Below are 14287 nucleotides of genomic sequence, written 5' to 3' on the forward strand. Positions count from 1 at the left end.
CGGACGCGCGCCGGACGGCGGCGGCCAACCGACCGCCGTCGGACGTGCCGGCGGTCCTGAAGGCGCGCGCGAAGCAGCTCGGCCTGCGCCCGGAGATGCTTACCGGTGTGGTGCCCGAACGCCTGCTGAAGGCCGCCCCGCACCACCGCCGCTGGGTGGTGAGCGTCGCGGCCGTCGCGGTGCTGGCCGTCATCGCCGTGTGCGGGGTCGGGCTGCGCACCATGTTCCTGGACGCGCAGCGGGACACCCGCAAGACGGCCGTCCCGCCGACAAGCGCGCCGCCGACCCGCGACATCTCCGACCGCAAGGTCGACCCGAAGGCCATGACCGCCGCCGACGTCTTCCCCGGGAAGGAACTGACGATCGGGCAGGGCGTCCCGCCGTACGCGATGATCGGCAATGCCCAGGTGCTGAAGGACTGCCGGGCCGGCGCCACCGGCGAGCTCGGCAAGATGCTGCGCAGCCTCGGCTGCAACCAGGTCATCCGGGCCACGGTGCGCACGGAGGACAAGAACTACTACGTGACCCTCGGCGTGTTCAACCTGAAGGACGACGTGGCGGCCAGGCAGGCCCACGAGGAGATCAAGACGTACGTGGACGCCGGCAAGGGCCGGTTCACGGGCTACATCTCGAACTCGACCACGAAGGTGATGGGCACCGCGCCGACCCAGCTCGCCTGGGACGCCGACGGCCACTTCCTGGCGTACTGCGTCATCGCCCGCGCGGACGGCAAGGAGTTCACGAAGAACGACCCGTACCCTCGGGTGATCATCTACGACATCGTGGAGACGTACCTGCGGGATCAGGTGATCGCCAACTGGGCCCTGGACAAGGAGGCCATGGCGGGGGCCTCCGCCTCGCCGGGCGTCAACCCGTCAGAAAGCCCCGCCGCGTCCGCCAACTGAGCGGCTGAAGATCCGGGTCGCTGGTGCGACCACAGAGCCTGAAGATCGAATGGCGCCCGCTACGTCGGCGGCGGAGGGACCGGGTCGCGGCGACGGCGGGTCAGGTCCGCCTGGGCGGCCAGGTCGGTGTCGGACGGGTAGGCCACCTCGACCAGCGTCAGGCCGTGCGGGGGCGCCACGGGGACCTCGTCCGCGCGCTCGCGCCGGGCGAGCAGGCCCGCGGGCCAGGCCGGGTCGCGGCGGCCCTCCCCCACTGCGAGCAGGGCCCCGACCAGGCTACGGACCATAGCCTGGCAGAACGCGTCCGCCTGGACGCTCGCGACGAGGACCCCGTCGGGGCCCCGGTGCCACGCGAAGTGGGTCAGCGTGCGGACGGTGGTCGCGTTCTCCTTGCGCTTGCAGAACGCCGCGAAGTCGTGGTGCCCGGTGAGCCCGTCGGCGGCGGCCGCCAGGCGGTCGAGGTCGAGCGGCCGGGGCCAGGCCAGGGTGTCGCGGTGGCGCAGCGGCGGCGCCCCCCACGGCGCGTCCGTGACCCGGTACTCGTACCTGCGGTGCAGTGCGGAGAACCGGGCGTCGAACCCCTCGGGCGCCGCACCCGCCGCGTAGACCCGCACGTCCGCGGGCAGCAGACCAGAGAGCCGCGGTACGAGCGTGTCGCCCATCCGGGCCCACCGGTCGGCCGGGACCTCCACGTGGCAGACCTGGCCGGTGGCGTGCACGCCCGCGTCGGTCCGGCCGGCGACCGTGAGACCCTCGACCGCCCCGAACATGCGCGTGAGCGTGTCGGTGAGGACACCAGCGACCGTACGCCGGCCGGGCTGGACGGCCCAGCCGGAGAAGTCGGTGCCGTCATAGCCGACCCGCATCAGGAGCCGGACACGGGACGGGTCCGGCTCCCCGGTGTGGGGAGTCGGACCCGTCGCGACTGCGCTGATGGTCAGGCCTTGTCGTCGGCGCCCTCGGCGGGCTCCTCCGAACCCTTGGCGGCCGCGGCACCGGAGTCGGTGTCGGCGGCGACCGGGGTCTCATCGGTGTCACCGGCGAGCGCGGCGACGGCCTCCTGCTTGGTCGCCTTGCGGGCAGCCGCCTTCTTGGCGGGCGCCGGGGCAGCCACCTGCAGCTCCTCGACCAGCTCGATGATCGCCATCGGCGCGGCGTCACCCTTGCGCACGCCGGCCTTGATGATGCGGGTGTAGCCACCCGGCCGGTTGGTGTAGCGCGGCGCGATCTCGTCGAAGAGCGTGTAGACCACGTCCTTGTCGTGGATCACGGTGAGCACCCGACGACGGGCGTGCAGGTCACCGCGCTTGGCCTTGGTGATCAGCTGCTCGGCGAGCGGACGCAGCCGCTTCGCCTTCGTCTCCGTCGTGGTGATCTTGCCGTGCTTGAACAGCGAAGCGGCCAGGTTCGCCAGCATCAGCCGCTCGTGCGCGGGCGAGCCGCCGAGGCGGGGACCCTTGGTCGGCGTGGGCATCGGTGGTGCTCCTTCGTCTTTTGGTAAGGACTACAGCTGCTCGGTCTCGCGGTAGTCCTCGCCGTCGTAATCGACGTCGGCGAAGGTGTCCACGACGTGAGCGGGGTCGAAGACCGGCGCCGAGTCCTTCAGACCCAGGCCCATGCCGGCCAGCTTCATCTTGACCTCGTCGATCGACTTCTGCCCGAAATTCCTTATATCGAGCAGGTCCGCCTCCGTGCGACCGATCAGCTCGCCAACCGAGTTGATCCCCTCACGCTTGAGGCAGTTGTACGACCGGACGGTGAGGTCCAGCTCCTCGATCGGCAGCGCCAGGTCGGCAGCGAGCTGCGCGTCCTGCGGCGACGGGCCGATGTCGATGCCCTCGGCGGTCTCGTCCAGCTCCCGGGCGAGCCCGAACAGCTCGACGAGGGTCGAGCCGGCGCTGGCGAGCGCCGTCCGCGGCGAGATCGCCGGCTTGGTCTCGACGTCGAGAACGAGCCGGTCGAAGTCGGTGCGCTGCTCGACACGGGTCGCCTCGACCCGGTAGGTCACCTTGAGCACGGGCGAGTAGATCGAGTCGACCGGGATCCGGCCGATCTCCTGGCCCTGCTGCTTGTTCTGCGCGGCGCTGACGTAGCCGCGGCCGCGCTCGACGGTGAGCTCCATGTCGACCCGGCCCTTGCCGTTGAGCGTGGCGAGCTTGAGGTCGGCGTTGTGCACCTGGACGCCCGACGGCGGCTGGATGTCGCCCGCGGTGATGTCACCGGGGCCCTGCTTGCGCAGGTACATCGAGACCGGCTCGTCGTGCTCCGACGAGACGCAGAGGTCCTTCACGTTCATGACCAGCTCGACCACGTCCTCCTTGACACCGGGGATCGTGGTGAACTCGTGCAGCACGCCGTCGATCTTGATGCTGGTGACGGCGGCACCCGGGATCGAGCTCAGCAGGGTGCGACGCAGGGAGTTGCCCAGCGTGTACCCGAAGCCGGGCTCCAGCGGCTCGATGGTGAACCGGGACCGGGTCTCGTTGATCGACTCCTCGGTGAGGGTCGGTCGCTGCGAGATGAGCACTTGGTTTTCTCTTTTCGTTCGGGGCGACCGCTATATGACGCCCGTCTGCGGTGTTCGCCCCACCCGGCAGGTGCCGGGTGGGGCGGACGAGCCACTACTTGGAGTAGAGCTCGACGATCAGCTGCTCCTGGACCTGCGTGTCGATGACCTGCCGGGCCGGGAGCGTGTGCACCAGGATCTTGAGCTGGCTGGGAACAGCCTCCAGCCACGCCGGAACGGTCCGGCTGCCGGCCTCGGCGCGGGCCACCACGAACGGGGTGAGCTCGGCCGACTTCTCGCGGACCTGCACGATGTCGTGCTCGGTCACGCGGAAGGACGGGATGTCGACCTTCTTGCCGTTCACCGTGAAGTGACCGTGCTTGACCAGCTGACGGGCCATGTCGCGGGACTTGGCGTAGCCGGCCCGGTAGACCACGTTGTCGAGGCGCGACTCAAGAATCTTGAGCAGCTCCTCACCGGTCTTGCCGGAGCGGCGGTTGGCCTCTTCGTAGTACGTGCGGAACTGCTTCTCCAGCACGCCGTAGATGCGGCGGGCCTTCTGCTTCTCACGCAGCTGCAGCAGGTACTCGGTGTCCTTCGAACGACCGCGGCCGTGCTGGCCGGGCGGGAAGGGGCGCGACTCGAAGGGGCACTTCGGTCCGTCGCACTTGCTGCCCTTGAGGAACAGCTTCATCTTCTCGCGCCGGCAGCGGCGGCAGTCGGCACCTGTGTAACGAGCCATTGTTATATCTCCCCTGGCCTCAGACCCGACGACGCTTCGGCGGACGGCACCCGTTGTGCGGCTGCGGCGTGACGTCGGCGATCGCGCCGACCTCAAGACCAGCGGCCGTCAGCGAACGGATGGCGGTCTCGCGGCCCGAGCCCGGGCCCTTCACGAAGACGTCGACCTTGCGCATGCCGTGCTCCATCGCGCGACGCGCGGCGGCCTCGGCGGCCAGCTGCGCGGCGAACGGGGTCGACTTGCGCGAGCCCTTGAAACCCACCTGGCCAGCGGACGCCCACGAGATCACCGCACCGGTCGGGTCCGTGATGGACACGATGGTGTTGTTGAAGGTGCTCTTGATGTGCGCCTGCCCGTGGGAGACGTTCTTACGTTCCTTGCGGCGGACCTTCTTGACGGCGGCCCCGCCTGTGCGTGCCTTAGGCGGCATAAGTCTCTGCGCTCCTCAGTCTTACTTCTTGCCGGGCTTCTTCTTGCCGGCCACCGTGCGCTTCGGGCCCTTGCGGGTGCGCGCGTTGGTCCGGGTGCGCTGACCGCGCACGGGCAGGCCACGGCGGTGGCGGATGCCCTCGTAGCAGCCGATCTCGACCTTGCGCCGGATGTCCGCGGCGACCTCGCGGCGCAGGTCACCTTCGACCTTGAAGTTGCCCTCGATGTAGTCGCGCAGCTGCACGACTTCCTCGTCGGTCAGGTCCTTGGCTCGCTTGCTCGGGTCGATGCCGGTCGCGGCGAGCGTCGCCGTCGCGCGGGTGCGGCCGATCCCGAAGATATAGGTGAGCGCGATCTCCATCCGCTTCTCGCGGGGGAGGTCAACGCCGACTAGACGTGCCATGTGTGGGCGTACTCCTTGAATGTGCCCTCGGAGGTCTTGCCCGCTCCGTCCCCGCATTCCGCTGGGGCCCCGGCCTCCGGGCCGGGGGTAAGCACGCGAATACGCCCTGACGGGCGAGATGCTCGCGGCTGGAACGAGCCTTGCAATTGTGACAGCGCTGGGATGTGAGCAAGCCTTCCGGAGGAGTGCATTTCTCCGGAGGAAGGTCTGCGACCTTCTAGCTCAGCCCTGGCGCTGCTTGTGGCGCGGGTCGTCACAAATGATCATGACCCGGCCGTGGCGCCGGATGACCCGGCACTTGTTGCAGATCTTCTTAACGCTCGGCTTGACCTTCACGGTTCGCCTTACTTCGTGTGAACGGACACTGACCGACCCGTTACTTGTATCGGTAGACGATCCGCCCGCGGGTGAGGTCGTACGGCGAGAGCTCGACGACAACCCTGTCCTCGGGCAGGATGCGGATGTAGTGCTGTCGCATCTTGCCGCTGATGTGAGCCAGGACCTTGTGGCCGTTGGAGAGCTCCACCCGGAACATGGCGTTCGGGAGTGGCTCAATCACTCGGCCCTCGATCTCGATGGCCCCGTCCTTCTTCGGCATATCCTCCGCTACCTGACGTCGGGTCTATAACTTCGGCGGCATAACCGCCGGCACACCACATCCGATTCGCAGATCACGAGAGGGTCGTCATCCGCGCCAGCCGCGGCTCCGGGCACTGCCGCCGAGAAGCGCTGGGCGGGCATGCCGGAGTGGACGCGGTGCGCCGTAATGCAGTGTACGCGCCGGCACAGATCCACAGCAAACCGGACCCCACGGCACCCGAGGTCGGGCGCGTCACAGCGGCGACGGATCAGGCCTGGGCGCGGGCGGAGGCCAGCTCGCCGAGGCGGGAGACGCCGCCGTCCTCGGCGGTCAGCACCCATGCGCCGTCCTCCAGCAGGGCGACGGTGTGTTCGGTGTGGGCGGCGCGCGAGCCGTCCTGGGTCACGACGGTCCAGCCGTCGGAGAGTTCGACGGTCCGGGGCGAGCCGAGCGTGATCATGGGCTCGATGGCGAGGACCAGACCCGGCACGAGCTTGGGGCCCTTGCCCGGGCGCCCGTGGTTGAGCACGTGCGGGTCCTGGTGCATCTCGGTGCCGATGCCGTGTCCGCCGTACCCGTCGACGATCCCGAACCGCCCGCCGGCGCGGACGGCGACCTCGACGGCGTGCGAGATGTCGGTGAGCTTGCCGCCCTTGCGGACGCCCCGGGCGGCGGCCGCGATGCCGGCCCACAGCGAGTCGTCACAGACCCGGGCCAGCTTCGCCAGCTCGGGGCTGATCGCCCCCACGCCGACGGTGATCGCCGAGTCGCCGTGCCAGCCGTCGAGGATCGCGCCGCAGTCGACCGAGATCAGGTCACCCTCGTGGAGCACCTGACCCGCGCTCGGGATGGCGTGCACGACCTGGCTGTTGACCGACGCGCAGATCGTCGCCGGGTAGCCGTGGTAGCCCAGGAACGACGGGATGGCCCCCGCGTCCCGGATGACGCGGGCGGCGACGGCGTCCAGGTCGGCGGTCGACACGCCCGGGGCGATGGCCTCGCGGACGGCGGCCAGCGCCGCCGCGACGACCAGCCCGGCCGCGCGCATCTTGTCGATCTGTGCAGGGGTCTTGTACTGGATATCCATAGCTCGCCGGAACACGCGCGGGGGTCAGCCGCCGTAGGACCGCAAGGCGTCGATCGCCCGTACGGTGACGTCCTCGACCGGGCCGGTCGCGTCGATGCCGACCAGCTTGCCCTGGGCGCCGTAGTAGTCGATCAGGGGGGCCGTGTCGCGCCGGTAGACGCGCAGCCGCTCCTCGATGACCTCGACCTTGTCGTCGTCGCGCTGGTACAGCTCGCCGCCGCACCGGTCGCAGACGCCCTCGCGGGTCGGCGCGTCGAACTCGACGTGCCAGATCTTCTTGCAGCCGCGGCACTGGCGGCGACCGGCGATGCGGCGCACGACCTCGTCCTCGTCGACCACGAGCTCGAGCACGAGGTCCAACGTGTTGCCGAAGTCCGCCAAAAGCTTGTCCAGCGCGGCGGCCTGGGGCACGGTCCGGGGGAAGCCGTCGAGCAGGAAGCCGTCGCCGGCGTCCGGCTCGGCCAGCCGCTCCCGGACCATGTTGATCGTGACCTCATCCGGCACGAGGTGGCCCGCGTCCATGTACCGACGGGCCTCCACGCCCAGGGGGGTGCCCTGGGACACGTTCGCGCGGAAGATGTCGCCCGTGGAGATCTTGGGCACGGACAGGTGGGCGGCGATGAACTCCGCCTGCGTTCCCTTGCCCGCGCCCGGCGGGCCGACCAGGACCAACCGCACTAGCGCAGGAACCCTTCGTAATTACGCTGCATGAGCTGGCTCTCGATCTGCTTGACCGTCTCCAGACCCACGCCAACGATGATCAGCACGGCGGTGCCACCGAACGGGAAGTTCTGCTTGGCGCCGCCCGCGAGCCCGATGAACAGGTTCGGCAGAACGGAGATGATGCCAAGATACAGCGCGCCCGGGAGCGTGATGCGGCTGAGGATGAAGTCGAGGTACTCAGCGGTCGGCTTGCCGGGTCGGATGCCCGGGACGAACCCGCCGTACTTCTTCATGTTGTCGGCGACCTCGGTCGGGTTGAACGTGATCCCGACGTAGAAGTACGTGAAGAAGATGATCAGCAGGAAGTACAGCGAGATGTTGACCCAGCTGCTCGGGTTCACCACGTAGTTGTTGATGATCTTGTAGACCCGGCTCGGGTTCTCCGCGTCCATGAAGCCCAGCGCCAGCTGCGGCAGGTAGAGCAGCGAGGAGGCGAAGATGACCGGGATGACACCCGCCTGGTTCACCTTGAGCGGGATGTAGGTCGAGGTGCCGCCGTACATACGCCGGCCGATCATCCGCTTGGCGTACTGCACCGGGATGCGGCGCTGCGCCTGCTCGATCCAGACCACACCGGTGATGACGACGATGCCGATGGCGAGAACCGCGAAGAAGTTCGCCGGGCTCTTCTGCCAGATCTGGATGCCCTCGGTGGGGAGACGGGCGGCGATCGAGGTGAAGATCAGGACCGACATGCCGTTGCCGACACCCCGGTCGGTGATCAGCTCACCGAGCCACATGACCACGCCCGTGCCGGCGGTCATCGTGATCACCAGAGTCACGAGCGTGAGCGGCATGCCCAGCTTGGTCTCGGGGATGATCTCGGTGTCCGCGGTGTTGCAGAGGTTGCTGAAGAGCTGACCGGAGCGGGCGAGCGCGACGAACGCGGAGGCCTGCAGCACGGCGAGGCCGAGCGTCAGGTAGCGCGTGTACTGCGTGATCTTCGCCTGGCCGGACTGGCCCTCCTTCTTCAGCTGCTCCAACCGCGGGATGACCACGGTGAGCAGCTGAAGGATGATGCTCGCGGTGATGTAGGGCATGATGCCCAGCGCGAAGACCGACAGCTGCAGCAGCGCGCCGCCGGAGAAGAGGTTCAGCAGCGTGAACACGCCGTTGCTGGCGTCGGATCCCTGGACCAGGTCGATGCACTTCTGCACGTGGCCGTAGGAGACGCCGGGGCTCGGCATGGTCGCGCCCAGCCGGTAGACCGCGATGATGGCTACTGTGAACAGCAGCTTCTTGCGCAGGTCAGGCGTGCGGAACGCACTGAGAAAGGCGGAGAGCAACTTCTTCCTCCTGCGCAACAACCGCCGACTGCTCGGACACGGCGGGGACGGGACCTTCGGGAGTGTGCCCGGCCAGGAGTCCGGACGGGCGGGGAGTGCGAACGCCGACTCTAACAGCCCGGCGAAGATTCAGTTAAGCGGGTAGTGACTTCGCTGAATGGATTGACCCACCAGGGATCGAACCGACAGCGGTACCAGCCGTGGCGCCCATCATGCCACGTGTGCAGATGGGCGCCACGACCTGTGTGCCTGTGGCCTACAGCTCCGTGGTGGAGCCGCCGGCGGCGGCGATCTTCTCCTTGGCCGACCCGCTGAAAGCGTGGGCCGAAACCTGGAACTTCACCCCACCGAGGTCGCCGGTGCCGAGCACCTTGACCGGCTGGCCCTTGCGGACCGCGCCGGCCTCGACCAGCTCGACCGGACCGACCTCGCCGCCCTTGGGGAAGAGCTCGGCGAGGCGGTCCAGGTTGACGACCTGGAAGACGACCTTGTTGTTGTTCTTGAAGCCCTTGAGCTTCGGCAGGCGCATGTGGATGGGCATCTGCCCACCCTCGAACGCCGGCGAGATGTTCTTGCGGGCCTTGGAGCCCTTGGTGCCGCGGCCGGCGGTCTTGCCCTTGGAGCCCTCACCGCGACCCACGCGGGTCTTAGCGGTCTTGGCGCCCGGAGCCGGACGCAGGTGGTGAACCTTGATCGTCATTACTCAACCTCCTCGACCTGCACGAGGTGGTTGACCTTGAAGATCATGCCCCGAATCTCGGGGCGGTCCTCCTTCACCACCACGTCGTTGATCCGCTTGAGGCCCAGCGAACGCAGCGACTCGCGCTGGTTGTGCTTGGCACCGATGTCGGACCGAACCTGGGTGACCTTCAGACGCGCCATCACGCACCCACTCCCGCACGCGCCTGCAGCATGCGCGTCGGCGCCACGTCCTCGACCGGCAGGCCACGACGCGCGGCCACGGCCTCCGGGGACTCGAGCGCCTTCAGGGCCGCCACGGTCGCGTGCACGATGTTGATCGGGTTCGAGGAACCGAGGCTCTTGGAGAGCACGTCGTGGATGCCGGCGCACTCCAGCACGGCGCGCACCGGGCCACCGGCGATGACGCCGGTACCGGCGGAGGCCGGCTTGAGCAGCACGACGCCAGCCGCGTCCTCGCCCTGCACGGGGTGCGGGATCGAGGAGGCGATGCGCGGCACCTTGAAGAAGTGCTTCTTGGCCTCCTCGACGCCCTTGGCGATCGCCGCGGGCACCTCCTTGGCCTTGCCGTAGCCGACGCCGACCGTGCCGTCACCGTCGCCCACCACGACGAGCGCGGTGAAGCTGAAGCGACGGCCGCCCTTGACGACCTTCGCGACACGGTTGATCGTCACGACCCGCTCGAGGTGCGGGGTCTTCTCCGCGACGTCGCGGCCGCCCCGGCCGCCACCGTCGCGGCCACCCCGGCCGCCACGACCCTCGCGGCCGCCGCCCTCGCCGCCGCTGCTGTTACCGGACCCGGAGCCCCGGCGCTGTGGACCTGGCATATCTGTCCACTCCTTCCTAGAACTCGAGTCCGGCTTCGCGCGCGGCGTCGGCCAGCGAGGCGATGCGCCCCGCGTACCGGTTGCCACCGCGGTCGAAGACCACCTTGGTGATGCCAGCGGCCTTGGCCCGCTCGGCGACGAGCGCACCGACCTTGGCCGCGAGCGCCTTCTTGTCGCCGTCGCCACCCCGGATCGAGGTGTCGAGGGTCGACGCCGAGGCCAGCGTGTGGCCCTTGGTGTCGTCCACGACCTGGGCCGTGATGTGCCGCAGCGAGCGGGTGACGACCAGGCGCGGGCGCTCGGCGGAGCCGTTGATGTTCTTGCGCACCCGGAAGTGGCGCCGCGCCCGCCCGACGGCGCGCTTGGCGGCCACGCCGCTGCGACGCTTGAGCAGAGTCGCGCTCACTTCTTACCTGCCTTTCCGGCCTTACGGCGGATGACCTCGCCCTGGTACTTCACGCCCTTGCCCTTGTACGGCTCCGGCGGGCGGATCTTACGGATGTTGGCGGCGACCTCGCCCACCTGCTGCTTGTCGATCCCGCTCACGTGGAAGAGTGTGGGCTTCTCCACGGCGAACGTGATGCCAGCCGGCGGGGACACGAGGACCGGGTGCGAGAAGCCGAGGGCGAACTCGAGGTCCGAGCCCTTGGCGGCCACGCGGTAACCGGTGCCGGCGATCTCCAGCGACTTCTTGTAGCCCTCGGTCACGCCGACGACCATGTTGGAGATCAGCGTACGGCTCAGGCCGTGCAGCTCCTTGGCCTTGCGCTCGTCGTTCGGCCGGCTCACGTAGAGCTGGCCGTCCTCGCCCCGCTCCGCCGTGATCGGCTCGGCGAGGACGTGGCTGAGCTCGCCCTTCGGACCCTTGACCTTGACGGTCTGGCCCTCAATCTTGATCTCGACGCCCGCGGGCACCGTGATCGGCTTACGTCCAATTCGCGACATTGTTACAAGCCTCGCTTACCAGACCCAGGCGAGGACTTCCCCGCCCACGTTCCGCTTGCGGGCCTGCCGGTCAGTCAACAGCCCCTGGGAGGTCGAGATGATGGCGATACCCAGGCCACCGAGCACCCGCGGCATCTCCTGGGAACGGGCGTACACCCGCAGACCAGGCTTGGACACGCGCCGGATGCCGGCGAGGCTGCGCTCGCGGTTCGGGCCGTACTTCAGCTCGACCACGAGGGTCTTGCCGACCTTGCCCTCCTCAGGCTCCTGCACGTCCCAGGTCGAGACGTAGCCCTCGGCCTTGAGGACCTCGGCGATGTTCGCCTTGATCTTCGAGTAGGGCATGGCGACCTTGTCGTGGTACGCCTGGTTGGCGTTACGCAGACGGGTCAACATGTCCGCGATCGGGTCAGTCATTGTCATGGTTGGTCAAAACCCTTCTCGCTGCGGTTCCCTGTGGGCCTGCAGCGAAGACTCATTACCAGGAGGCCTTCGAAACACCGGGGAGCTCACCGCGGTGGGCCATCTCCCGGATGCAGATGCGGCAGAGGCCGAACTTGCGGTAGACCGACTTCGGCCGACCGCACCGCTGGCACCGGGTGTAGGCGCGCACCGAGAACTTCGGCTTCGCGGCCGCCTTGAGAATCAGCGCCTTCTTGGCCATGTCAGTTCTCCTTGAACGGGAAGCCCAGGCGCTTGAGCAGCGCCCGACCCTCGTCGTCGGTCTGTGCGGTGGTCACGACGGTGATGTCCATGCCCCGGACCCGGTCGATGCGGTCCTGGTCGATCTCGTGGAACACCGACTGCTCGGTCAGACCGAACGTGTAGTTGCCGTGCCCGTCGAGCTTGCGCCCGTCGAGCCCGCGGAAGTCACGGATACGCGGCAGCGCGATCGACAGCAGCCGGTCCAGGAACTCCCACATCCGGTCGCCGCGCAGCGTCACCTTGGCGCCGATCGGCATGCCCTCGCGGAGCTTGAACTGCGCGATGGACTTCGTGGCGCGACGCACCTGCGGCTTCTGGCCGGTGATGGCGGTGAGGTCCTTGACCGCGCCGTCGATCAGCTTGGCGTCACGGGCGGCGTCGCCGACACCCATGTTCACGACAATCTTCACGAGGCCCGGAACCTGCATCGGGTTCGCGTACGAGAACTCCTCGCGCAGGGCGGGGGCGATCTCCTCGCGGTAGCGGGTCTTGAGCCGCGGAGTGATCTTCTCAGTGGTAGCGGTCGTCATCACAGGTCCTTACCGGTACGGCGAGCGACGCGCACCTTCTGGCCGTCTTCCCCGATCCGGTAGCCGACACGGGTCGGCTGGCCGTCCGAGTCGACCACCATCACGTTGGAGACGTGGATCGGCGCCTCCTGGGTGACGATGCCGCCGGTCTTGGCGCCGCGCTGGGTGGTGCTCACGCGCGTGTGCTTCTTGACCCGGTTCACGCCCTCGACAAGAACCTTGTCCAGGCGCGGGTAGGCCGCGATGACCTTGCCCTTGGCGCCCCTGTCCTTGCCGGCGATGACGATGACCGTGTCGCCCTTCTTGACCTTCACGGTCACAACACCTCCGGTGCGAGGGAGATGATCTTCATGAACCGCTTGTCACGCAGCTCCCGGCCGACCGGCCCGAAGATGCGGGTGCCCCGGGGGTCACCGCCGTCCTTGATGATCACCGCCGCGTTCTCGTCGAAGCGGATGTACGACCCGTCGGGACGCCGCCGCTCCTTGGTGGTGCGCACGACGACAGCCTTGACGACGTCGCCCTTCTTGACACCGGCGCCCGGGATGGCGTCCTTGACGGTCGCCACGATGACGTCGCCGATGCCGGCGTAGCGCCGACCCGAGCCACCGAGCACCCGGATGCACAGGATCTCCCGTGCGCCCGTGTTGTCGGCGACCCGCAGTCGCGACTCCTGCTGAATCACGTCTCTCTCCTATGTCTGCCAGTTCTCGCACCGGTTGGACGGTGGAGCTTGGCGGAACCTCCGCCCGGACGGGCCGGGCGATTGCCGGACGGCCTGCGCTACTTGGCCTTCTCGAGGATCTCCACGACCCGCCAGCGCTTCGTGGCCGACAGCGGTCGGGTCTCCATCAGCAGCACCCGGTCGCCGATGCCGCACGCGTTCTGCTCGTCGTGCGCCTTCAGCTTGCTGGTACGCCGCAGGACCTTGCCGTAGAGCGAGTGCTTGACCCGGTCCTCGACGGCGACCACCACGGTCTTGTCCATCTTGTCGCTGACCACGAGGCCTTCGCGGACCTTGCGGCTGCCGCGCACCGTGGTCTCGGTGTTCTCGCTCATGACGCTGTCACCTCAGTCGGCGCGGCCGAGAGCCCAAGCTCACGCTCACGCATGATCGTGTAGATACGGGCAATCTCGCGACGGACAACCTGCAGACGCCGGTTGTTGTCCAGCTGCCCGGTAGCCGACTGCACGCGGAGGTTGAACAGCTCAGCCTTGGCCTCGCGCAGCTTCGTGACCAGCTCCTCCTCGGAGAGCTCACGCAGCTCAGCGGCCACGGTTCCCGCTGCCATCAGACCTCACCCACTTCGCGCTTGACGATGCGGCACTTCATCGGGAGCTTGTGGATCGCGCGACGCATCGCCTCTCGCGCGACCGTCTCGTTCGGGAACGACATCTCGAACAGGACGCGACCCGGCTTGATGTTCGCCACCCACCACTCGGGCGAGCCCTTACCGGAACCCATACGGGTCTCAGCGGGCTTCTTGGTCAGCGAGCGGTCCGGGAAGATCGTGATCCAGACCTTGCCGCCACGCTTGATGTGACGGGTCATGGCGATACGGGCCGCCTCGATCTGGCGGTTGGTCACGTACGCCGGCTCCAGGGCCTGGATGCCGAACTCACCGAAGACCACCCGGTTGCCACCCTTGGACGAACCGTGACGGTCCGGGTGGTGCGGCTTGCGGAAGCCGTTCGGGGGCTTACGGGGCATCAACATGGATCAGCCCTCCTGCGCTGATGTCGTCTCGGCGGGGGTCGAAACCTCAGCCGACGGCGCCTCGGCGCCTTCGCTCGTGGGGGTGCCGGCGAGCTCCGCGGCGGCCGCGCGGCCAGCCTCGGTGCCGCCCGCCGTCGTGCCGGAGCTACCCGAGCGGCGGCCGCGCGGGCGCTCGGGCCGGTCGGCCCGGTCGCGGCGCGGAC

At 68.5% G+C, this 14287-nt stretch carries 25 protein-coding genes and 1 pseudogene; 1 reads left to right on the plus strand and 25 read right to left on the minus strand.

The annotated features are described in order from the left end of the window. The coding region (locus tag ABD211_RS25680; protein WP_344137106.1) for a hypothetical protein at positions 1–905 on the plus strand (905 nt) is incomplete at its 5' end. A gap of 59 nt (positions 906–964) precedes the next feature. Here ABD211_RS25680 and truA read toward each other — a convergent pair. The 25 genes and pseudogenes from truA to ABD211_RS25805 all read right to left on the minus strand — a co-directional run. After that, positions 965–1771, minus strand: a complete 807-nt coding sequence (truA, locus tag ABD211_RS25685) for a tRNA pseudouridine(38-40) synthase TruA (RefSeq protein WP_344137109.1) — start codon at positions 1769–1771, stop codon at positions 965–967. Between the two features lie 71 nt (positions 1772–1842). Further along, positions 1843–2379: a 50S ribosomal protein L17 gene (gene rplQ / locus ABD211_RS25690; RefSeq protein ID WP_344137112.1), complete on the minus strand. Its 537-nt coding sequence runs from the start codon at positions 2377–2379 to the stop codon at positions 1843–1845. Positions 2380–2409: 30 nt separating this feature from the next. Next, positions 2410–3432 (minus strand): DNA-directed RNA polymerase subunit alpha, encoded by a 1023-nt coding sequence (locus ABD211_RS25695; RefSeq protein WP_344137115.1) that lies wholly within the window; start codon positions 3430–3432, stop codon positions 2410–2412. 94 nt (positions 3433–3526) lie between these two features. Beyond that, complete coding sequence (rpsD, locus tag ABD211_RS25700) at positions 3527–4153, minus strand: 30S ribosomal protein S4 (RefSeq protein WP_344137118.1); 627 nt, start codon at positions 4151–4153, stop codon at positions 3527–3529. 19 nt (positions 4154–4172) lie between these two features. Next, positions 4173–4583, minus strand: a complete 411-nt coding sequence (gene rpsK, locus ABD211_RS25705) for a 30S ribosomal protein S11 (RefSeq protein WP_344137121.1) — start codon at positions 4581–4583, stop codon at positions 4173–4175. Between the two features lie 21 nt (positions 4584–4604). Beyond that, entirely contained in the window at positions 4605–4985 is a 381-nt protein-coding gene (gene rpsM, locus ABD211_RS25710; protein ID WP_344137124.1) for a 30S ribosomal protein S13, read from the minus strand. A 222-nt stretch (positions 4986–5207) separates the two neighbouring features. Further along, positions 5208–5321, minus strand: coding sequence for a 50S ribosomal protein L36 (rpmJ, locus tag ABD211_RS25715; RefSeq protein ID WP_020520458.1), 114 nt, complete (start codon positions 5319–5321; stop codon positions 5208–5210). 40 nt (positions 5322–5361) lie between these two features. Further along, positions 5362–5583 (minus strand): translation initiation factor IF-1, encoded by a 222-nt coding sequence (gene infA, locus ABD211_RS25720; protein WP_344078731.1) that lies wholly within the window; start codon positions 5581–5583, stop codon positions 5362–5364. 250 nt (positions 5584–5833) lie between these two features. Then, the gene (gene map / locus ABD211_RS25725) at positions 5834–6652 is read right to left on the minus strand and encodes a type I methionyl aminopeptidase (protein ID WP_425560530.1); all 819 of its coding nucleotides are present in this window, start codon (positions 6650–6652) and stop codon (positions 5834–5836) included. 24 nt (positions 6653–6676) lie between these two features. Continuing rightward, a complete protein-coding gene (locus ABD211_RS25730) occupies positions 6677–7330 on the minus strand; it encodes an adenylate kinase (protein WP_344137130.1) in 654 nt (217 codons plus the stop codon). Further along, positions 7330–8661: a preprotein translocase subunit SecY gene (gene secY / locus ABD211_RS25735; protein WP_344137133.1), complete on the minus strand. Its 1332-nt coding sequence runs from the start codon at positions 8659–8661 to the stop codon at positions 7330–7332. Before secY ends, ABD211_RS25730 begins: the two co-directional genes overlap by 1 nt. A gap of 256 nt (positions 8662–8917) precedes the next feature. Beyond that, the gene (rplO, locus tag ABD211_RS25740) at positions 8918–9361 is read right to left on the minus strand and encodes a 50S ribosomal protein L15 (RefSeq protein WP_344137136.1); all 444 of its coding nucleotides are present in this window, start codon (positions 9359–9361) and stop codon (positions 8918–8920) included. After that, complete coding sequence (gene rpmD / locus ABD211_RS25745) at positions 9361–9543, minus strand: 50S ribosomal protein L30 (protein WP_344137154.1); 183 nt, start codon at positions 9541–9543, stop codon at positions 9361–9363. The genes rplO and rpmD overlap by 1 nt, the downstream gene beginning before the upstream one ends. After that, positions 9543–10187 carry a 30S ribosomal protein S5 gene (gene rpsE, locus ABD211_RS25750; RefSeq protein WP_344137139.1) on the minus strand — a complete coding sequence of 215 codons (645 nt, stop codon included), beginning with the start codon at positions 10185–10187 and terminating at the stop codon, positions 9543–9545. The genes rpmD and rpsE overlap by 1 nt, the downstream gene beginning before the upstream one ends. Positions 10188–10203: 16 nt before the next feature. Continuing rightward, entirely contained in the window at positions 10204–10593 is a 390-nt protein-coding gene (rplR, locus tag ABD211_RS25755; protein WP_425560531.1) for a 50S ribosomal protein L18, read from the minus strand. Further along, a complete protein-coding gene (gene rplF, locus ABD211_RS25760) occupies positions 10590–11132 on the minus strand; it encodes a 50S ribosomal protein L6 (protein ID WP_344137142.1) in 543 nt (180 codons plus the stop codon). Before rplF ends, rplR begins: the two co-directional genes overlap by 4 nt. 15 nt (positions 11133–11147) lie before the next feature. Continuing rightward, the gene (gene rpsH, locus ABD211_RS25765; protein WP_344078743.1) at positions 11148–11555 is read right to left on the minus strand and encodes a 30S ribosomal protein S8; all 408 of its coding nucleotides are present in this window, start codon (positions 11553–11555) and stop codon (positions 11148–11150) included. Between the two features lie 55 nt (positions 11556–11610). Next, positions 11611–11796 (minus strand): type Z 30S ribosomal protein S14, encoded by a 186-nt coding sequence (locus tag ABD211_RS25770; protein ID WP_344078745.1) that lies wholly within the window; start codon positions 11794–11796, stop codon positions 11611–11613. 1 nt (position 11797) lies between these two features. After that, entirely contained in the window at positions 11798–12367 is a 570-nt protein-coding gene (gene rplE, locus ABD211_RS25775) for a 50S ribosomal protein L5 (RefSeq protein WP_344137145.1), read from the minus strand. After that, on the minus strand, positions 12367–12687 hold the full coding sequence (rplX, locus tag ABD211_RS25780; protein WP_344137148.1) for a 50S ribosomal protein L24: 321 nt from the start codon (positions 12685–12687) through the stop codon (positions 12367–12369). Before rplX ends, rplE begins: the two co-directional genes overlap by 1 nt. After that, entirely contained in the window at positions 12684–13052 is a 369-nt protein-coding gene (gene rplN / locus ABD211_RS25785; RefSeq protein WP_344078751.1) for a 50S ribosomal protein L14, read from the minus strand. The genes rplX and rplN overlap by 4 nt, the downstream gene beginning before the upstream one ends. A 98-nt stretch (positions 13053–13150) precedes the next feature. Next, positions 13151–13426: a 30S ribosomal protein S17 gene (gene rpsQ, locus ABD211_RS25790; protein ID WP_344078753.1), complete on the minus strand. Its 276-nt coding sequence runs from the start codon at positions 13424–13426 to the stop codon at positions 13151–13153. After that, a complete protein-coding gene (gene rpmC / locus ABD211_RS25795; protein ID WP_344078755.1) occupies positions 13423–13659 on the minus strand; it encodes a 50S ribosomal protein L29 in 237 nt (78 codons plus the stop codon). The genes rpsQ and rpmC overlap by 4 nt, the downstream gene beginning before the upstream one ends. Then, complete coding sequence (rplP, locus tag ABD211_RS25800) at positions 13659–14084, minus strand: 50S ribosomal protein L16 (RefSeq protein ID WP_344137151.1); 426 nt, start codon at positions 14082–14084, stop codon at positions 13659–13661. The genes rpmC and rplP overlap by 1 nt, the downstream gene beginning before the upstream one ends. 3 nt (positions 14085–14087) lie before the next feature. Then, positions 14088–14287 (minus strand): annotated as a pseudogene (locus ABD211_RS25805) (30S ribosomal protein S3); the annotation flags it as partial.

This window comes from Luedemannella flava (genome assembly GCF_039528515.1).
In the GTDB taxonomy this organism is placed as follows: domain Bacteria; phylum Actinomycetota; class Actinomycetes; order Mycobacteriales; family Micromonosporaceae; genus Luedemannella; species Luedemannella flava.